Genomic DNA, 19951 nt, shown 5'->3' on the forward strand with positions numbered 1-19951 from the left:
TCAACCCTCGATAAACCGATAACCGTCACCGTCTGCAACGGCGCGACCAATGCCTCCGTTGGGCAGGTGAAATCCAACAAGGCTCAGGTCTTCGTGCGTCAGGCGATCAAACAGCATCTGCCGGGTTGTCGCAGCCAGTTCTGCGTTCTGATCAGACCCGCTGAGCCAGCTTGGTTTGCGAAACGCCACGTGGTGATTGCCAATCGCATCGCCTGCAATCATCGCGGCTGAATTTCCCTGCCTGATCTCAAAGGACATGTGCCCCGGCGTATGTCCGGGCGTCGAGACGGAAGCGATCCCTGGCAGTATCTCTTGATCGGTATCGAACAGTTGAACGCTGTCTTCGATCGCTTCCATTCGACGCTTGGCACCGACGGCAAAGGCCGCGCGGGCCTCACCGATGTCAGACACGGTTTCCGGGTTCCACCAGTAATCCCACTCGGCTCGTCCCATCATATAGGTCGCGTTGTAGAACACAGGCTCGTCAAACTCATCCAGAAGGCCCCAGATGTGATCGGGATGGGCATGGGTGAACACGACATGTGTGATGTCTTCCGGTGCCAACCCAGCAGCGTCCAGACTGTCCAGCACCGTCCCGGCGGAAGGCATGAAATCCGCGCCGGATCCCACATCAAAAAGAACCGTCTTCTTCCCATCGCGATAAAGGGTCAGGTTGCACTCGGGCAGGAGCGTTTCGCCCGACACATCATACTCTGCCAGGATCGGCGCAAGGTCGTCTTGCGGCATGGGCGCAAACAGGAAGCTGCCGGGCAATGTAAGGTAGCCATCGCTTATGGTTGTAAGGGTTGCGGACCCAATTGAAACTTCGGCTTTCGAAAGAGTTGGAAGGGCGCTTACCAACGGCGCAACCGTGGTGGCCTGCAGAAACCTGCGGCGCGAAAATGACATCACATCCCTCCATTGAATTCTCTTATACGAATATGAATGAATATCAATTGGATCGCAAGAAAACTATATCGCTTTGGGACTGGATGTCCGGGCTAAGTGCCGGGCTGTTCGGCGTTTAAATCATCAGACGGATGGCAAAAGCGACGATTGCCAAGACAGCGACCCCGGCTAGCCAAAGCCCGGCAAACCAAAGCCACTTGGACAACGAAGACCGCTTGCCATTAATGGTACCCCTCATTTGGGTCCATCTTGCCGCGGAACACCCAATAGGCATAGGCCGTGTAGGCTAGGATAATCGGGATCAGGATCACGGTTCCAACCAATGCAAACGCAAGGCTTTCATCCGGTGCGGCCGCTTGCCAGATTGTCAAGGATGGCGGGATGATCATCGGGTAGAAGCTGATACCAATCCCGATGAAACTCAGTACGAAAAAGCCAAGCGCCGACAGGAAGGGTTGCAGATCCTTCCGGTCATTGAGCCCGGCAAAAAACGTCCAAGTCAGGGCCAGCATAAGCAATGGGACCACCATCGAAATCAGGCTGCCCGGAAGGTTGAACCAGCGCTGGAAATAGACTGCGTCCTGAAACGGGGTCAGGATGCTGACCAGTCCGATCAGTGCCAGCGTCATTGCTCCCAGCCACCACGAATAGCCGCGCATTTGGAGCTGCAAGTCGCCTTCGGTCTTCAGAACCAGCCATGTCGCGCCCAGCAGGGCATAGCCAATGACAACGGCCAGCCCGGTCAGGATTGAAAACGCCGTCAGCCAATCAAACCAGCCACCCGCATAGGCGCGGTCGGCGATATCGATGCCTTGCACCAAAGCACCAAGTGCAACGCCCTGACAAAACGCGGCCAGCACCGAGCCGCCAAAAAAGGCCATGTCCCACACACCCTTCCAGCGTTTGGTACGCCAGCGGTATTCAAAGGACACACCGCGAAAGATCAGGCCTAACAGCATCAGGGTGATCGGGATGTAGAGCGCTGGCATCAAGACGGCATAGGCCAGCGGGAAGACGGCAAAAAGCCCGCCGCCGCCCATCACAAGCCAGGTCTCATTGCCGTCCCAGACTGGCGCGACCGAATTCATCATCAGATCTCTGTCGTGGTCGGATTTCCCAAACGGGAACAGAATGCCGATACCCAGATCAAAGCCGTCAAGCACCAGATAGGTAAGAACGGCAAAAGCGATGATACCGGCCCAGATAAAGGCAAGATCGAATGGCATGATCAATTCTCCTTGGGCTGAGCGCCGGGAATGAAATTGGGATCAATCTGTGCTGCAGGTGTAATACCTGCGGCGCGGACTGGCCCGTCGTGAAGACCAGTCTTCGGGGTCGCTGGGCGTTGGTTCATCATGCGCAGGATGTAGAACACGCCCGCCCCGAAGACGAAGAAATAGACCACCGCAAAAGCCACTAGCGATGTGGCAACAGCGGGGGCGTCCACAGGGGCCAAACTGTCCGATGTGCGCAGCAGGCCATAAACTGTATAAGGTTGTCGGCCGACCTCGGTCGTGATCCATCCCGCAAGCACGGCGACGAACCCGCTTGGCCCCATCACAAGCGCTGCGCGATGCAACCATGGCCAGTCATACAACCCGTTGCGCCAGCGTGCCCAAATGCTCCACAGGCCCAGGCCCAGCATCGCAAAGCCGATCGCGACCATCACCCGGAAGCTGAAGAACACAATCGCGACCGGTGGCCACTCTTCCCGGGCGAACTCGTTCAAACCCTTGATCTGCTCGTCAATGGTATGGGTCAGGATCAGAGAGCCGAGATACGGAATCTCGATCGCATGATCCAGCCGACCGTCTTTTTCGTTTGGGATGCCAAACAAGGCAAAGGGCTGATGATCGCCTTCCCGGTCAAAATGACCTTCCATCGCGGCAACTTTGATAGGCTGATGTTCCAGCGTGTTCAGGCCGTGAAGATCGCCCGCCATGATCTGCATCGGCGTGACCACAACCGCCATCCACATGGCCATCGAAAAGGCGCGGCGGGATTCTCGATCCGCCCGGTCGCGCAGCAAATGCAGCGCACTGACAGCGCCGACCACAAAGGCGACAGTCAGAAAGGCGGCCAGCACCATATGTACCAACCTGTAAGGGAATGAGGGGTTGAATGTGATGGCCCACCAATCCAGCGGAATGAACTGCCCGTTTTCGCCGATACCAAAGCCAGCAGGTGTCTGCATCCAACTGTTCACAGCCAAAATCCAGGTGGCCGACATCAACGTGCCAACCGCCACCATGGCTGTCGCGAACATGTGCAGCCTGTCGCCTACGCGGTCCCGGCCAAACAGCATAATGCCTAGAAACCCAGCCTCGAGGAAAAAGGCTGACAGCACTTCATACGCCATGAGCGGCCCAACAACCGGCCCGGCTTTGTCGGAAAACACCGACCAGTTTGTGCCGAACTGATAGGACATCACAATGCCCGAAACGACGCCCATGCCAAACGCCATGGCAAAGATTTTTTTCCAGTAGTTGAACAAGTTCAAATAGGTTTCGTCCCGCTTTCGCAGCCACAATCCGTTCAACACTGCCAAATAGCTGGCCAGTCCAATTGAAAACGCCGGGAAGATAATGTGGAACGAGACTGTGAACGCAAATTGCACCCGCGCCAGGGTCTCTGCACTAAAACTTTCAAGCATTAGATCGGTTCCTTTTCGACAAGGCGAATGGCCGCCATCGCAGAGGACAGGCGCCGCAGCGCCCACTTGGAGCATGTTGAGATTTCAGATGAGACGATCAGAGCAACATCACCAGGAATTCGTGACATGAGTCTTCCTTTCCGATCTTGTCGTTTGCAATCCACATAGGTGGGTTCAGCATCGTCTTCAGTGACAAAATCACTGGGCTTGTAGAAAAGTTATATTCTTTTTAGAGTTTTGTTCGAGAGGACAAAATGAAGCTGACATCTTATTCGAATTATGCGCTGCGATCCTTGCAACTTGCGGCACTGAAGGCCCCCGATCGTATTCGGGTAGACGATGTCGTTCGCGTCCACGGGTTGGCCCGAACTCACATAGTGAAAATCGTGCACGAGCTTGGGCGCGCCGGATACCTTAAGACCTTGCGCGGTCGGGGCGGCGGGTTTTTGCTGGCCAAGCCACCGGGTGAAATTGTCATCGGCGATGTCATCAGATTGACCGAGGGCCCGCTGGATGTTGTCGAGTGTTTCAACCCGGAGAAAAACACATGCCCATTGATCGGCATTTGCAAGCTGTCACTTGCGATGCAGAAGGCAACACATGCATTCATGGCGGTGCTGGATGATCTGACCCTGGCGGATATCGCTTCGAACAAAGGTGAACTGCTGGCGCGCATTGCTCCGATTGAGGACGGCATAGTGGCACCCATCGGGAAAGCGCGATGACAATCACGGACTGGACCGAACGTTTTCAAGGTACAAGCAGGCTGCCTCGGTCCGTCCGCGATCGCCTTGTTTCGGCTGCGCGCATCGTGCGGTTTTCCAAAGGTAGTCAGGTTTTTGGTCCGGATAACGTGCCGGACAGCCTGTTTTTCCTCTACGAAGGCAGGATCCGGGTGTCGCAAAGCTCGGAATCAGGGCGTGAGATAGTGCTTTACCGGGTCGAGGCTGGTGAAAGCTGCGTTCTGACCACCGCCTGCATGTTGGCAGAAGAAGCGTATAATGCAGAGGGCGTCGCCGAAACAGATGTGACGGCGATTGTGCTGCCAAAACCCGCCTTCGACCGGCTGGCTGCCGAAGAGGACGCGTTTCGCAATTTCGTGTTTGCGGCCTATTCCCGTCGTCTGATCGACCTGCTGCGGGTCGTGGACGACGTTGCCTTCGGGCGCATCGATGTCAGGCTGGCCGAACGTCTTCTGTCCCTTGCCGGCGACAAGGCCGAAATTCTAGCCACACATCAGCAGCTTGCCAGCGAGTTGGGGACCGCCCGTGAAGTGGTGTCGAGGGTCTTGCATGATTTTCAAAAGCGCGACTTGGTCGCTCAGTCGCGTGGTCAAATCTCATTGATCGACAAGCCCGCATTACGTGCGCTGGCGCAAAGCGATTGAGGTATCGTGGAATATTTCTGAGTTTGGGTGACATTGTCACTGAAGATCTGTTCTCAAAGTTATATTTTCAGACGAGCTTTAGAAATAGGAGAACGAGATGACCGCCAATGTCGGAGCAATCGACCGAGTGCTGCGCGCCGCGCTGGGTCTGGCCCTGCTGTACCTTGCCTTCTTCAGTGCCCAGCCTTTGTTTGCCGAACCGCTGTACAAATATGGCACGGCGGTCATCGGGGGCGTCGTTTTGTTGACCTCGGCCATGAAAATCTGCCCGCTGTATTCGCTGCTCGGCATCAAGACCTGCAAGGCCTGCTGATATGGAAACCGCATTCACCCCATTTGCGTCTCTGAGCGGCGGCTTGCTGATTGGGTTTGGGGCCGTGTTGCTGATGCTGGGCCTTGGGCGCATCATGGGGGCCACCGGCATCATGTCCGGGCTGGTCTTTGCTAAAAACACGGCCGAGCTTTCCTGGCGGGCGGTACTGGCGGCAGGGATGATCCTTGCGCCGGGCCTGATCTATGCAGTGACTGGCAACATGCCTGCAATTGACGTTCCGATCAGTCCCCTGATGATCGTCATCGGCGGTGTGATTGTTGGGCTGGGCGCGAGCCTTGGGTCCGGATGTACATCCGGTCACGGTGTATGTGGCCTGTCGCGCATGTCCGTGCGCTCGCTTGTGGCCGTGCCGACCTTCATGGTGACTGCTGCAATCACCGTCTTTGTGATCCGCCACATGTTCGGAGGGTAGGGGATGCGACTGATCTTTGTATTTCTGACCGGCCTTGTGTTCGGCCTCGGGATTGCGATCTCGGGCATGATGAACCCGGCCAAGGTGCTCAACTTCTTCGATCTGGCCGGAACTTGGGATCCCAGCCTGGCCTTTGTGATGGGGGGTGCCTTGGTGGTTACCTTTGTCGGCTACCGCCTTGTCTGGCGCCGCGATGCGCCGTTGTTTGCAAGCCTGTTTCAGATCCCGACCTCGAAGGTTATCGACACAAAACTGATCGGTGGGTCGGCACTGTTCGGAATCGGCTGGGGGATCGCAGGGTTCTGTCCCGGCGCCGCCATTCCAGCGATAGGAACAGGCCGGTGGGAGGTCTTGTTGTTTCTGGGCGCGGTCGCTGTGGGCCTGGCTTTGGCCCGTATCCTGCAAGGCCAACCGTTGTTTTCCCGCTCGGCCAACGCCTGAACAGCGATCAGCAGGGCGACAGCCAGCACTCAGACTCCAAGCCGCAGCCGCTGTACCGGCGCCTTTAACCGGGCGCGGCAGGCCGCCATGCGCATTGCACGAATTGATTATGGATCAGGGCCGAGGTCACCGATCCGCCCTGACCAATAACAGGAGAACTGAAATGATTGACTACCCCATTGATATGAATGTCAAACCCGACGTTCAGGCGTTTTTCGATGAGGCCACGAATACAATCAGTTACATCGTGAAAGACCCGACATCCAATGCTTGCGCCATTGTCGACAGTGTGATGGACATTGATTATGCCGCCGGTCGCGTCACCTATGATCACGCGGATGAACTGATCCGTCAGGTCAAAGCACAAGGGTTGGTTCTGGAGTGGATCATCGAAACCCATGTGCATGCCGACCACCTTTCGGCGGCGCCCTATATCCAGCAGCAACTGGGCGGCAAAATCGGAATCGGCGACAAGATCATGGTCGTTCAAAACACGTTCGGTAAAGTGTTCAACGAAGGCACCGAGTTTCAACGTGATGGCAGCCAATTTGATGCGCTGTTCAAGGATGGTGATACCTACATGATCGGCAACATGCGCGCGTTTGCCATGTACACCCCCGGCCATACCCCCGCCTGCATGGTCCATGTCATGGGGGATGCAGCCTTCGCCGGGGACACGTTGTTCATGCCTGATGGTGGATCGGCGCGGGCGGACTTTCCGGGAGGCGACGCCGGTACGCTATACGACTCGATCCAGAAAGTGCTGAGCCTGCCGGACGAAACACGTTTGTTCATGTGCCACGACTACGGCCCCAACGGGCGCGATATCAGATGGGAAACTACAGTTGCCGAGGAGAAAACACATAATATCCATGTAGGCGGTGGCAAAACAAAGGAAGAGTTCGTCAAGTTTCGGACTGAACGCGACGCGACGCTGGCCATGCCGAAACTGATCATTCCGTCTTTGCAGGTGAACATGCGGGCTGGTGAAGTTCCGACCGACAAGGACGGAAACCCGATGCTCAAAGTGCCTGTGAATGCGCTGTGAAGAGGATACGAGCATGGAGATGAAGAAGATATCTGATACGCTCTCGGTTTCCCCTCAGATCGTGCAGGATGATATCGCGGCTATCAAAGCGGCTGGGTTTCGCGCAATCATCTGCAACCGACCCGATGGTGAAGGGGCCGATCAACCCACGTTTGAAGAGATCGAAGCTGCGGCCGAGCGCGTCGGTATCGAGGCGCGCTATGCCCCGGTGCAAACTGGGTTGGTCAAGGATGAAGATGCCAAAACGTTTGGTATCGCGATGACGGAATTGCCGGGGCCGGTTCTGGCCTATTGCCGAACCGGGACACGGTCGGCGACGCTGTGGTCGCTGAACGAGGCGGCACACAAGCGTCCGGTCTCTGAAGTTCTGGCCGCAACAAAAGCCGCCGGTTATGACATGAGCGGCGTGGCCCGCCGTATCGCAAATGGTGGCCGCACCCCGACGGATACTGGCGATGCGTCTTTCGATGTGGTCATCGTGGGTGGAGGCGCCGGAGGGATCGCGACAGCGGCCAGCTTGCATGCACGCAAATCCGACCTTTCGATCGCCATCATCGATCCTTCGGATGTGCACTATTACCAACCCGGCTGGACCTTGGTCGGGGGCGGTGTTTTTTCACCGGAACAGACAGCAAAGACCATGGGGTCTCTGATCCCGCGCGGTGTCAAATGGATCAAGGCCGCTGTGGCCGCCTTTGAGCCGCAGAACAACGCGGTCATTCTGGACGGCTGCCGGGTGGTGAAATACGGTCGTCTGGTTGTTTCACCGGGGCTCAAGCTTGACTGGGGTGCGGTTGAGGGGCTTGAGGAAACACTGGGTCGTAACGGAGTGACGTCCAACTATCGCTACGACCTGGCGCCTTATACCTGGCAATTGGTAAAAGAGATGAAAGAAGGTCGCGCGCTGTTCACGCAACCGCCAATGCCCATCAAATGCGCTGGCGCGCCGCAAAAGGCGATGTATCTGTCCGGTGACGCCTGGTTCCGAAGCGGCGTTCTGAGGGATGTTGACATTCAGTTCATGAATGCGGGCGGCGTTTTGTTTGGCGTCAAAGACTACGTTCCGGCCTTGATGGAATATGTTCAGAAATACGACGCGACGCTGAACTTTTTCCACAACCTGACCGCCGTGGATGGTGCCGCAAAAAAGGCGACATTCACTGTGGGCACGCCGGACACTAAACCACAGCAGGTCACCGTCGATTTCGACATGATGCATGTTTGCCCGCCGCAGGTTGCACCCGATTTTATCCGCGTCTCGCCCCTGGCGGATGCTGTGGGGTGGGTCGATGTGGATCAGGCAACGCTGCGCCACAAAAGCTTTGAGAACATCTGGTCGCTCGGCGATGTTATGAATGCGCCAAATGCCAAAACGGCCGCCGCTGCGCGCAAGCAGGCCCCAACCGTGGCGGACAATATCGTGGCTGACATCAATGGCGGTTCGCCTGTTTCAGCCTATGATGGCTACGGGTCCTGCCCCTTGACGGTCGAGCGCGGCAAGATCGTATTGGCCGAGTTCGGCTATGGCGGTGTGCTCAAGCCCAGCTTTCCAAAGTTTTTTGTCGACGGGACCAAGCCGACACGGGCGGCCTGGATCTTGAAGGAAAAGCTCCTGCCGCCGATCTATTGGTCGGCCATGCTGAAGGGGAAAGAGTGGATGGCGAAACCTGAACCTTTGAACGTGGCGGCCGAGTAGCCCGACGCCTGGCCAAAACAGCGCCGAAATCCAGAACGGCTGATCTATTCGGGCCCATCCCCATTTTGTCCAACCATTGTCAGGTGGTCAGAGCTGTAAGGCTCTGACGGCCGCCGTTTCAGGGCGTTGATCCGATGCAAAGTTTTCTTCGATACCTCCCCATCCTTGACTGGGGCCGTCAGTATGATCGGGCAGCGCTGTCCAACGATCTGATTGCGGCAGTGATCGTCACGATCATGCTCATCCCGCAATCGCTGGCCTATGCGTTGCTGGCCGGGCTGCCGCCCGAAGCGGGGATTTACGCGTCGATCGCGCCGATCATTCTATACGCGATATTTGGCACCAGCCGGGCGTTGGCGGTCGGACCGGTGGCTGTCGTGTCCTTGCTGACAGCATCAGCAGTGGGGCAGGTGGCGGAACAGGGCACGGCGGGTTACGCGGTGGCTGCGCTGACGCTGGCCTTTCTATCGGGGGGGTTTCTGATGTTGCTTGGTGTGTTTCGCCTTGGTTTTCTGGCCAACTTCCTCAGCCATCCGGTCATCGCCGGGTTTATTACTGCGTCCGGTATTCTGATCGCAACCAGCCAGCTTAAGCACATTCTGGGCGTCGAGGCGCACGGGCATACTCTGCCCGAAATGCTGGGCTCAATCCTGGGCCATCTTGATCAGGTCAACGGCATTACGGTGATCATTGGTGTCTTGGCCACGGGGTTCCTGTTCTGGGTTCGTAAGAACCTAAAGCCAATACTGCTCCGTCTAGGCATCCCACCCCTTTTAGCGGATGTGATGACCAAGGCCGGCCCTGTGGCGGCCGTCGTTGCAACAACAGTTGCCGTCTGGGCAATGGGGCTGGCAGGCCATGGCGTCAAGATTGTGGGCGAGGTTCCGCAAAGTCTGCCACCGCTGACAATGCCCGGGTTTTCGCCCGATCTGGTCAGTGCATTGCTGATGCCCGCGATCCTGATCTCGATCATCGGCTTCGTCGAAAGCATTTCGGTCGCGCAAACGCTGGCTGCAAAAAAGCGGCACAGGATCGATCCAGATCAGGAACTGATCGGGTTGGGCGTGGCCAATCTGGGCGCCGCCTTTACCGGTGGTTATCCTGTCACGGGCGGGTTCGCGCGATCCGTTGTCAATTTCGACGCAGGCGCCGAAACCCCCGCTGCCGGAGCCTACACCGCGATCGGTCTTGCGTTCGCGGCCGTGTTCCTGACGCCGCTTGTCCACTTTCTGCCCAAAGCCACGTTAGCCGCAACGATCATCGTGGCCGTGCTCAGCCTGGTGGATATGTCGATCCTAAAAAAGACCTGGCGGTATTCCCGAGCCGATTTCACCGCTGTTGCTGCAACCATCGTGCTGACTCTTGTGATGGGGGTCGAGGTTGGTGTGGCCAGTGGCGTCGCCACCTCGATCCTGCTGCATCTCTACAAAACGTCGCGACCTCACGTGGCCGAGGTTGGACTGGTGCCCGGTACTCAGCATTTCCGCAACATCCTACGCCACAAGGTAGAAACCGACCCTACACTAGTGACGCTGCGGGTGGATGAAAGCCTGTATTTCGTCAACGCACGGTTCCTTGAGGATCTGACCCAATCGCGTGTGACCGACGGGTGTGAGATCCGGAATGTCGTGCTGATGTTTTCGGCCGTGAACGAGGTTGACTACTCGGCGCTGGAAAGCCTTGAGGCAATCAATCACCGGCTGCGCGACATGGGTGTCGGACTGCACCTGAGTGAGGTCAAAGGGCCGGTCATGGATCGGCTTAAGACCTCGCATTTTCTGGATGAGCTGCACGGTCAGGTGTTTCTGTCGCAATATGATGCGTGGAAAACCCTGGCGTCCAGAATTTAGTTTGCGACAACCAGATCGATGTCACGATCCCGAAGCATTGTGGCGATCTCGGCAGGGGGGTCTTGATCTGTCACCAGAACATCCAGTTGCACCGAGTTATCCAACGCAATCGGCGCGCGTTTGTTGAACTTTTCACCATCGGCGACGGCAATGCGAATCTGGGCGTTCTTCGCCGCGATTTTGGTCAGGTTGGCCTCTTGCAGGTCGTGCAGCATAAAGCCCATTTCAGCACTGATTGCGCCGATCGAAAGTATCGCAAACTGAACATTCAGTTTTTGCACAAGCTCAATCGCCTCGGCGCCAAATGCGCCCCCATCGTGCTGACGCAGCTCGCCGCCCGCCAAAAAGACTCGATTGCTGTTATGTGAGCTGAGGGTATACGCGACAAAAACCGAGTTGGTCACGATCAGCAAATTTGATCTGACTTTGAGTGCAGTTGCCACATATGCCGTCGTCGATCCGATATCCAGAAACACAGAATCTCCATCGCTGATCATTTCAACGACAGAAGCGGCCAATCTGGCCTTTTCCTGTGCATGCGTGTCCATCCGGCTTTGAAAAGGTTGCTCTGTGACAGATTCAACAAGATGAACACCACCATGAACCTTGCGAACGGCCTGCGCATCCTCGAGCGTTCGGATGTTCCGGCGGATCGTCTCGTTCGAAACATCCAGTCGATTTGCCAAATAGCTGACGCGGCACGAACCACCAGCGCGCTGCAATTCCCGCAGAATCTCTTCCTCACGCTGGTTCGTGGTTTTTCTTGGTCTCGTCATGGTGCCTCCGCACGGTGTGATAAGAAGCGCTGTGATGAAACGCAACAAAAAGCCTAGTTTCCGGCGCCAAACTCCAGAATATTGAGGCTTTTAGGTGATAATTTGTGACATTATGTGGTTTTAATTGACTGATATGCAAATTTTCCGCAGTCTGTTTTCAATAAGAAGAACAATACTCACAAAAAGCCACAACCGGGAGCAAGAGATGACACGAAAAATCAGTGCCTTGGGCGCATTCGCCTTCGCAGCAACGACATCGATATCCGCAGTTTGGGCGGCAGAATCATCCGATCCGATCAAGCTGACGCTGCACGACTGGTCGGGCCAATTGATCAACACCAAGATCATGGGCTCGATCCTGCAACAGGCGGGATACAACGTTGAATATGTGCAAGCCGACTACATCGCACAGTTTGCGGGTCTTAAGACCGGCGACCTGCACCTGGCAATGGAAATCTGGGAAACCACTGGTCGCGAAGCGTTGGACGAAGCCACCGCCACCGGCAATGTGGTCAATGTGGGTGAGACCGGGCTGATGGCGATCGAAGAGTGGTGGTACCCCTCGTACATGAAAGACCGCTGCCCCGGCCTGCCGAATTGGGAGGCGCTGAAAGACTGCGCAGAAGAATTCGCCACAGCTGAAACTGACCCGATGGGACGCTACGTAGGTGGCCCCGTAACCTGGGGTGGCTTTGACGAAGAACGTGTTGAGGCGTTGGAGCTTGAATTCGAAGTTGTCCATGCAGGCACCGATGCCGCCTTGTTTGCCGAGTTGGAATCTGCCTACCAGCGCGAAGATCCAATCATGCTTTGGGTCTATGTCCCGCATTGGGCTCCGGCAAAATACGATGGCGAATTCGTCGAATTCCCACCGTTCTCAGCGGAATGCTATTCGGACCCATCGGTCGGCGTGAACCCAAATATGGCCTATGATTGCGGCAAGCCCCGAGGCCCGATTTGGAAAGCGGCCTGGTCGGGTCTGCAGGAAAAATGGCCCGGCGCTTATGACATCATCGAAGCCTACACCATCGAAAATGACGAAATGAGCGCCATGGTCGGCAAGGCAGACCTGGAGGGGGTCGAAATCGACACTGTGGTTGCGGATTGGATGCAGACCAACAAAGATCGCTGGTCTGGTTGGGTCTCGAAGTAATCCGTATGGCCGGGGCAGCCTCCTCTCTCTCGCCCCGGTCCTTTTCCAGCCTTTCGACCGGAACGCAAAATGACTCCGAAGCCGAAATTGTCCTGCCGTAATGTTTGGAAACTCTACGGTGCCAACGCTGCGTCTTTGTTGCAGCGATCCGCTAATCCGACTGAGCAGGATATCCGCTCGGCCGGTGTCATAGGCGCGGTACGCAACGCGAATATCGAAATTGCCGAGGGTGAGATTTTTGTCATCATGGGCCTGTCCGGGTCTGGCAAATCCACCCTTGTGCGATGCCTGTCGCGCCTGATCGAACCCACTGGTGGTGAGGTGCTGTTCGACGGGATTGATCTGCTGCGCGCCAGCGATGCCGAGCTGATCGAAATCCGACGCCACAAGATGGGCATGGTATTTCAGCATTTTGCACTGCTGCCACATCTGACTGTTCTGCAAAATGTTATGTTCCCTTTGACGATACAGGCCGTTCCGAAACCGGACGCCGAATCAAAAGCGCGCGAGGTAGTCGAGCTAGTCGGCCTCGAAGGGCGTGAGGACAATTACCCGCGTGAACTGTCCGGCGGGCAACAGCAACGCGTGGGCATCGCCCGCTCATTAGTCACTGAGCCGGACATTTGGTTTCTGGATGAACCCTTTTCCGCACTTGATCCGTTGATCCGACGTGAAATGCAGGATGAGTTTCTGCGTCTTCAGGAACGACTGCATAAGACAATTGTCTTTATCACCCATGATTTCGAAGAGGCCGTCCGCCTCGCTGATCGCATCGCGATCATGAAAGATGGTGAAGTGATCCAGATCGCCACCCCCGAACAATTGGTGATGAACCCTGCCACAGATTACGTGGCCGAATTCACCCATCACATTCCGCGATCCAAGGTCCTGACCGTGGGCGGCGTGATGAGTGGCGAATTGCGTGGCGAAGGCGATCCCATCCCGCTGAATGCAAAAGTGTCTGATGTCGCCGAACAGATCATCGCCGCAGACGCGCCCCTGCCGGTATCAGACGGGGCAGGGCAAGTGGTTGGGTCAATCGACCGCAAAGCAGTTGCACGTGTGCTGTTCGGCAAGGGCGATCGCGCATGATCGGTCTGACTCGAAAACAGACGGTCATTCTGGGACTGGTGATCTTTACGATCCTGCTTGGGTACTTCGGGCGCGACCTGTCCAAGACGCTGGATGCCCGATGGCTGACAAAGTTCCCATCGGCTTGGGTGATCCCGTTCAAAACGTATATCTCGTCGGCGATGGCGTGGTTGATCGAAGATGCCGCCGTCGGGCCGGTGTCTTTCACCGATGTGACGCGGACCATCGCTTGGGTCATTGAGCAGCCCTACAACCTTGTTCTGTCCCTCTTGGCGGACGGGTTTGCCCGTGGTCAGGGGAATGACGCGCAGGTCCTATTGCCCGCCATCAGCTGGATCGTAGTGACGACCGCCGTTGTTGCGTTGGGCCAGTATTGCCGCGATTGGGGATTGGCCATACTTGTCGGCGCGTGTTTCCTGTATCTGGCGATCTTTGGCCAATGGGACAGCGCCATGGTCACGTTGGCATCGGTTTTGATTGCGGTGCCGATTGGCGCGGGTGGCGGGTTGATGCTGGGCATTCTGGCCTATCGCCACCCGGTGTTCGAACGCATCATCTCGCCTATCCTCGACCTGATGCAAACAATCCCGATCTTTGCCTACCTTGTGCCTATTCTGTTCATGTTTGGGTTTGGCCCAATCTCGGCACTGGTTGCGACAATCATCTATGCCACACCACCCATGGTGCGCATCACCACCTTGTCGCTGAAAGCTGTTGACCCGGAAATTCTGGATTTTGGCCGCATGGCGGGTTCCACCAAGCGGCAATTGATGTGGAGGATTCTTGTGCCTTCTGCCCGTCATAGCCTGATGGTCGGCGTGAACCAGGTGATCATGCTGACACTGAACATGGTCATCATCGCCTCAATGATCGGTGCGGGCGGGTTGGGGTTTGACGTGCTGGCTGCATTGCGTCGGCTTGATATTGGCGCCGGGTTCGAGGCTGGCATCGCCATCGTTGTTCTGGCCATCGCCGTAGACAGGCTAAGCCAGGCCTTTGCCGAGCGTATGGGTCAGGTCCATAAACCTGCCGCTGGCCCGTGGGTGCACAGGCACCGCCGCACAACGCTGGTTCTGATCCTGCTGGTTCTGACCTGGGTGCTTGGCCAATTCTCGCCCCTGTTGCTGGAATACCCCGAGAGCCAGACAATCACCACTGGTGCCTTCTGGGATGACACGGTCGAATACCTGAATGTGAACTATTTCGACACGTTCGAAGCGATCAAAGTCTTTTTCCTGAACTGGTTTATGATCCCGATCAAAAAGGTTCTGCTGGGTATCCCGTGGCTTTGGGCAATTGCCATGCTGACCTTGCTGGGCTGGCATGCGGGGGGCTGGCGGCTGGCACTGCTGTGTTGCGGCATGGCTTCGTTGATCCTGCTGTCGGGCCTATGGGCCAAGGCAATGGTCACGGTCTATCTGTGCGGCGCGTCGGTGATCCTGGCGACGTTGATCGGGGTTCCGATGGGTGTCCTGGCGGCGTTGAACAAACGTGCGGGTACGGTGATCAACCTGCTGATCGACACGCTGCAAACCCTGCCCAGCTTTGTCTATCTGATCCCGGTGGTGATGCTGTTCCGCGTTGGGGATTTCACAGCGCTGATCGCCATCGTGCTATACGCGCTGGCCCCGGCGGTGCGCTATGCCGCCCACGGGGTGCGATCAGTTAGCGAGGATCTGATCGAGGCCGGGCTTGTCTCGGGCTGCACACCCGGACAGCTGTTGCGTCATATCCGTTTGCCAATGGCTCTGCCCGAGATCCTTCTGGGTATCAACCAGACGATCATGCTGGCCCTGTCCATGCTGGTGATAACCGCTCTGGTGGGCACGCGCGATCTGGGTCAGGAGGTCTATATTGCCCTGACCAAGGCAGATACCGGCCGGGGGCTGGTTGCAGGGCTGTCCATCGCATTCATTGCAATTATCGCCGACAGGTTGATCAATGCCGGTGCACGTCAGGCCCGGATCCGCTTTGGACTGGAGAGTTGAGATGAATCAACCCGATCTGATGACCCGCATCCGCGCGTTGCCCATCTGGCAGGGTGACATCACAGCCCAGCCTCTGGTTGGTGGCATCACCAACGTCAATTATCTGGTTCAGGACAGGGCAGGCAAATTTGTCGTGCGTGTGGGCGCAGATATTCCTTTGCATCAGGTCATGCGCTTTAACGAATTAGCGGCAAACAAGGCAGCGCATGCCGCAGGGCTTTCACCGGCGGTGGTTTATGCTGCGGGCGATCTGACGGTTCTGGATTATGTCGAAAGCCGCACGTTGACCGAAGAGGATGTGCGCCAGCCCGATATGCTGCCCCGTATTCTGGAGTTGGTGAAATCTTGCCATCGCGATGTTCCCAAATATCTACGCGGCCCATCGCTGGTGTTCTGGGTGTTTCATGTCATCCGGGACTATGCCGCAACGCTGAAAGACCGAGGAAGTTCGCATCTGTCACTGGTGCCCGAGCTTGTCGAGACGGGCAATCACCTTGAACAGGAGGCCGGGCCCTATGACATTGTGTTCGGCCATAATGACCTGCTGAGCGGCAATTTTCTAGACGATGGGAGCCGTCTGTGGTTGATCGATTTCGACTATGCCGGGTTCAACTCACCGCTGTTCGATCTGGGTGGTCTGGCCTCGAACAACGGCCTGTCTCCACAACAGGAAGACTGGATGCTGCAGACCTATTTTGAGGCTCCGGTGACGGCTGATCTGCGCCGCCGTTACAGCGCAATGAAATGCGCGTCTTTGTTGCGGGAAACCATGTGGAGCATGGTTTCCGAACTGACATCTGACATCGACTTTGACTACGCGGCGTACACAGCCGAAAACCTCGTGCGGTTCCGCACGGCCCTGGCAGATTTCAAAAATACCTGAGGACAGATATGACAGAACTCCCCTCTTCTGCAAAAGCGGTCATTATTGGTGGCGGTATCATCGGTTGCTCGACTGCTTACCATCTGGCCAAACTGGGCTGGACCGACACCGTTCTGCTGGAACGTAAAAAGCTGACCTCGGGCACGACATTTCACGCGGCGGGGCTGGTGGGCCAGCTACGCTCGAATGCCAATATCACCCAGTTGCTGGGATATTCGGTGGATCTGTACAAGAAGCTCGAAGAAGAAACCGGGCTTGGCACGGGGTGGAAGATGAATGGCGGGCTGCGTTTGGCCTGCAATCAGGAACGCTGGACCGAAGTAAAGCGACAGGCCACGACGGCCCATAGTTTTGGTCTGGACATGCAGTTGCTGACGCCGAAAGAGGCACAGGATTTGTGGCCGCTGATGGACATCTCTGACGTCATTGGCGCGGCCTTCCTGCCAACCGATGGGCAGGCGAACCCTTCTGATATCACGCAGGCTTTGGCCAAAGGGGCCCGCATGGCGGGTGCCAAGATGTTCGAGGATACCAAAGTCACGGATTTGGAGGTCGAGAACGGCAAGATCCGTGCGGTTGTCACCGAGAATGGGCGCATCGAATGCGAAAAGGTCATTGTCTGCGCCGGTCAATGGACTCGCGATTTTGCATCGCGATTTGGTGTCAACGTGCCGCTGGTGCCGATGGAGCACCAATACATGGTGACTGAACCCTTTGGCGTTCCCGGTGACCTGCCAACCCTGCGCGACCCCGACCGGCTGACCTACTACAAGGAAGAGGTCGGCGGGCTGGTCATGGGCGGGTATGAGCCCAACCCGATCCCCTGGGCGAAGGACGGCATTCCAATGGGCTTTCACTACACTTTACTCGATAGCAATTTCGATCACTTTGAACAGATCATGGAGCTATCACTTGGCCGCGTGCCAGCGCTGGAGACGGCTGGGATCAAAACCCTGACCAACGGACCCGAAAGCTTTACTCCGGATGGCAATTTCATCGTCGGCGAAGCGCCCGAGCTCAAGAATTTTTTCGTGGGCGCGGGGTTTAACGCCTTTGGTATCGCGGCAGGTGGCGGGGCTGGCATGGTGCTGGCGGAATGGGCTGCAAAGGGTGAACCTCCGTTCGATCTTTGGTCTGCGGATATCCGTCGCTTTGGGCGCCCGCATTTCGACACGGATTGGGTACGCACCCGCACCGTCGAGGCCTATGGGAAGCACTACACCATGGCGTGGCCGCATGAGGAACATGACTCGGGCCGGCCCTGCCGAAAATCTCCTTTGTATGACGCGCTGAAACAGCAAGGCGCGTGTTTTGGCGAGAAGCTGGGCTGGGAACGGCCCAACTGGTTCGCGGATACAGCTGCGGGTGAGGTCGCCAAAGACGATTACAGCTTTGGCCGTCAAAATTGGTTCGCCGCCGTGGGTCGTGAACACAAGGCTGCACGCGAGGCTGCGGTGCTGTTCGACCAGACCTCATTCGCCAAGTTTTCTTTGAAGGGTCCAGATGCGCTAGCGGCTATGAACTGGATTTGCGCCAATGACGTGGACAAGCCGGTGGGCGCACTGATCTATACACAGATGCTGAACGACAAAGGCGGGATCGAATGCGATCTGACCGTCGGTCGTGTGGCGCATGACGAGTTCTACATTGTCACCGGCACCGGCTTTGCCACCCATGATTTTGACTGGATCAGCCGCAACATCCCCGACGGCCTGAATTGCCAGCTGTTCGACATCACCTCGTCCAATGCAGTTTTGTCCCTGATGGGGCCCACGGCGCGGGATATTCTGACGGCTGTAACACGCGACGATGTCTCGAATGACGGGTTCAAATTTGGCACCATCCGCACCATTGGCATCGCCGGATGCCCGGTCAAAGCGCTGCGCGTAACTTACGTGGGTGAGCTGGGGTGGGAATTGCACTTGCCGGTTGAATACGCCCACACCGTCTATGATGCGTTGATGCAAGCAGGCAAACCGCACGGATTGGTGAATGCTGGCTACCGCGCCATTGAAAGCCTGCGCCTCGAGAAAGGCTATCGCGCATGGGGGTCGGATATCGGCCCCGACCATACCCCGTTTGAGGCTGGTCTCGGATGGGCGGTCAAGCTGCGCAAGAACACAGATTTCAAAGGTCGTGCAGCGTCCGAGCGGCAAAAAAACGAGGGCGTCAAGAAGATGCTGGCCTGCTTTACCGTCGATCCCGACGTCGTTCTGCTGGGTCGCGAGACGATCTATCGCAATGGCGAGCGGGTTGGGTGGCTGACCTCGGGTGGCTACGGATACACAGTTGGCAAATCGATTGGCTATGGCTATGTGCGCGATGCGGATGGCGTGACATCCAACGACGTTCTGTCCGGAGCTTATGAACTGGAGGTTGCAACAGAACGTGTCGCGGCCAACGTGCAGTTGGAGCCCCTATATGACCCCAAAATGCAGCGGGTCAAACTATGACAAGACTGTCTTCGCACGGCAGGCATGCTTTGCCTTTTTCTGATCCGAACAAGGTTACGCATCTGGGGCCGCTTGCCGGGTTTGGCGCGCATGCCAAACAGATCACCCAAATTGCTTCAGAGATTGTGATGGACCACTTTCGCAATACTCTGGATGTGTCCTTCAAGTCTGATGAAAGCCCGGTGACACAGGCAGATAAGGCTGTCGAAGCGGCTGTGCTTGCCTATCTGGAAGGTCATTTCCCTGACCACGGAGTCTATGGCGAAGAATACGGGCAAAAGAGGCTGAACAGTGAATACCTGTGGGTTGTCGATCCGATTGACGGCACGCGATCTTTTTTGTCCGGCCATCCCCTGTTCGGCTTTTTGCTGGCGTTGTTGCAGAACAGCGAACCTCAGATTGGTGTCGTCGCGATGCCAGCCTTGAACGAGGTCTATATGGGCGTGAAAGGGAAAGGTGCGTGGCTAAACGCTGACCCGATATCCGTTTCAAATACCACCCGGATGGACCGCTCGATCCTTTACGTCAACGAAGGCGATAAGATTTTTCAGAGTGAACCGCAGCTGTTCAATCGGTTGATGCAATCCGGGCAGACCCGCCGCTTCGCATATGATTGTTATCCGCATGCACTGTTGGCGGCGGGTCACATCGATTTGGTGTTCGACTATGACCTTCAGCCCTATGATTTCATGGCGGTTTCTGCGTTGGTTCACGCCGCCGGTGGTGTGGTGACTGACTGGGAAGGTAACCCGGTGGATTTATCCTCGGACGGTCGGATCATTTCCGCTTCAACACCAGAATTGCACCAGCAAGCGCTTGCGTTGGTCAACGCGTAAGGGGCGCTGGGTCTGCTCAACCATTGCCTATGGACCGAAC

At 56.7% G+C, this 19951-nt stretch carries 19 protein-coding genes; 14 read left to right on the plus strand and 5 right to left on the minus strand.

Translation table 11 applies throughout. From position 1 onward, the window contains the following. From Q1B21_RS11640 to Q1B21_RS11655, 4 genes are all read right to left on the minus strand, one after another. Complete coding sequence (locus Q1B21_RS11640) at window positions 1-909, minus strand: MBL fold metallo-hydrolase (RefSeq protein ID WP_299889523.1); 909 nt, start codon at window positions 907-909, stop codon at window positions 1-3. A 221-nt stretch (window positions 910-1130) separates the two neighbouring features. Continuing rightward, window positions 1131-2135, minus strand: a complete 1005-nt coding sequence (gene cydB, locus Q1B21_RS11645; protein WP_299889525.1) for a cytochrome d ubiquinol oxidase subunit II — start codon at window positions 2133-2135, stop codon at window positions 1131-1133. A gap of 2 nt (window positions 2136-2137) precedes the next feature. Beyond that, window positions 2138-3562 carry a cytochrome ubiquinol oxidase subunit I gene (locus Q1B21_RS11650; RefSeq protein WP_299889527.1) on the minus strand — a complete coding sequence of 475 codons (1425 nt, stop codon included), beginning with the start codon at window positions 3560-3562 and terminating at the stop codon, window positions 2138-2140. Continuing rightward, on the minus strand, window positions 3562-3690 hold the full coding sequence (locus Q1B21_RS11655; RefSeq protein ID WP_299079108.1) for a hypothetical protein: 129 nt from the start codon (window positions 3688-3690) through the stop codon (window positions 3562-3564). Before Q1B21_RS11655 ends, Q1B21_RS11650 begins: the two co-directional genes overlap by 1 nt. A 126-nt stretch (window positions 3691-3816) precedes the next feature. Between Q1B21_RS11655 and Q1B21_RS11660 the strand changes: the two genes are divergently transcribed. The 8 genes from Q1B21_RS11660 to Q1B21_RS11695 all read left to right on the plus strand — a co-directional run bounded on the left by Q1B21_RS11660 (window position 3817) and on the right by Q1B21_RS11695 (window position 10730). Beyond that, complete coding sequence (locus tag Q1B21_RS11660) at window positions 3817-4287, plus strand: Rrf2 family transcriptional regulator (RefSeq protein ID WP_299889529.1); 471 nt, start codon at window positions 3817-3819, stop codon at window positions 4285-4287. Further along, complete coding sequence (locus tag Q1B21_RS11665; protein ID WP_299889531.1) at window positions 4284-4949, plus strand: Crp/Fnr family transcriptional regulator; 666 nt, start codon at window positions 4284-4286, stop codon at window positions 4947-4949. The genes Q1B21_RS11660 and Q1B21_RS11665 overlap by 4 nt, the downstream gene beginning before the upstream one ends. A 97-nt stretch (window positions 4950-5046) precedes the next feature. Further along, window positions 5047-5262, plus strand: coding sequence for a DUF2892 domain-containing protein (locus Q1B21_RS11670; protein ID WP_299889533.1), 216 nt, complete (start codon window positions 5047-5049; stop codon window positions 5260-5262). 1 nt (window position 5263) lies between these two features. Further along, a complete protein-coding gene (locus Q1B21_RS11675) occupies window positions 5264-5695 on the plus strand; it encodes a YeeE/YedE thiosulfate transporter family protein (RefSeq protein WP_299889535.1) in 432 nt (143 codons plus the stop codon). Window positions 5696-5698: 3 nt separating this feature from the next. After that, window positions 5699-6136, plus strand: a complete 438-nt coding sequence (locus Q1B21_RS11680; protein ID WP_299889537.1) for a DUF6691 family protein — start codon at window positions 5699-5701, stop codon at window positions 6134-6136. Between the two features lie 163 nt (window positions 6137-6299). Next, the gene (locus Q1B21_RS11685) at window positions 6300-7184 is read left to right on the plus strand and encodes an MBL fold metallo-hydrolase (RefSeq protein WP_299889539.1); all 885 of its coding nucleotides are present in this window, start codon (window positions 6300-6302) and stop codon (window positions 7182-7184) included. A gap of 13 nt (window positions 7185-7197) precedes the next feature. Beyond that, on the plus strand, window positions 7198-8880 hold the full coding sequence (locus Q1B21_RS11690) for a bifunctional protein tyrosine phosphatase family protein/NAD(P)/FAD-dependent oxidoreductase (protein WP_299889541.1): 1683 nt from the start codon (window positions 7198-7200) through the stop codon (window positions 8878-8880). Between the two features lie 134 nt (window positions 8881-9014). Further along, on the plus strand, window positions 9015-10730 hold the full coding sequence (locus Q1B21_RS11695) for a SulP family inorganic anion transporter (RefSeq protein ID WP_299889543.1): 1716 nt from the start codon (window positions 9015-9017) through the stop codon (window positions 10728-10730). On the opposite strand, the gene Q1B21_RS11700 is transcribed toward Q1B21_RS11695, so the two are convergent. Next, window positions 10727-11506 carry a DeoR/GlpR family DNA-binding transcription regulator gene (locus Q1B21_RS11700; RefSeq protein ID WP_298934427.1) on the minus strand — a complete coding sequence of 260 codons (780 nt, stop codon included), beginning with the start codon at window positions 11504-11506 and terminating at the stop codon, window positions 10727-10729. The genes Q1B21_RS11695 and Q1B21_RS11700 overlap by 4 nt on opposite strands. A 205-nt stretch (window positions 11507-11711) precedes the next feature. Between Q1B21_RS11700 and Q1B21_RS11705 the strand changes: the two genes are divergently transcribed. The 6 genes from Q1B21_RS11705 to Q1B21_RS11730 all read left to right on the plus strand — a co-directional run bounded on the left by Q1B21_RS11705 (window position 11712) and on the right by Q1B21_RS11730 (window position 19911). Next, window positions 11712-12659 carry an ABC transporter substrate-binding protein gene (locus Q1B21_RS11705; protein ID WP_299889546.1) on the plus strand — a complete coding sequence of 316 codons (948 nt, stop codon included), beginning with the start codon at window positions 11712-11714 and terminating at the stop codon, window positions 12657-12659. A gap of 69 nt (window positions 12660-12728) precedes the next feature. Next, window positions 12729-13751, plus strand: a complete 1023-nt coding sequence (locus Q1B21_RS11710; protein WP_299889548.1) for a glycine betaine/L-proline ABC transporter ATP-binding protein — start codon at window positions 12729-12731, stop codon at window positions 13749-13751. Further along, on the plus strand, window positions 13748-15739 hold the full coding sequence (locus tag Q1B21_RS11715; protein ID WP_299889551.1) for a proline/glycine betaine ABC transporter permease: 1992 nt from the start codon (window positions 13748-13750) through the stop codon (window positions 15737-15739). The genes Q1B21_RS11710 and Q1B21_RS11715 overlap by 4 nt, the downstream gene beginning before the upstream one ends. 1 nt (window position 15740) lies before the next feature. Next, entirely contained in the window at window positions 15741-16622 is an 882-nt protein-coding gene (locus Q1B21_RS11720; protein WP_299889553.1) for a phosphotransferase, read from the plus strand. Between the two features lie 8 nt (window positions 16623-16630). Next, window positions 16631-19075 carry an FAD-dependent oxidoreductase gene (locus Q1B21_RS11725; RefSeq protein WP_299889555.1) on the plus strand — a complete coding sequence of 815 codons (2445 nt, stop codon included), beginning with the start codon at window positions 16631-16633 and terminating at the stop codon, window positions 19073-19075. After that, window positions 19072-19911, plus strand: coding sequence for an inositol monophosphatase family protein (locus Q1B21_RS11730; RefSeq protein WP_299889557.1), 840 nt, complete (start codon window positions 19072-19074; stop codon window positions 19909-19911). Before Q1B21_RS11725 ends, Q1B21_RS11730 begins: the two co-directional genes overlap by 4 nt. Window positions 19912-19951 lie beyond the last annotated feature (40 nt).

The organism is uncultured Ruegeria sp., from assembly GCF_947504215.1.
Lineage (GTDB): Bacteria > Pseudomonadota > Alphaproteobacteria > Rhodobacterales > Rhodobacteraceae > Ruegeria.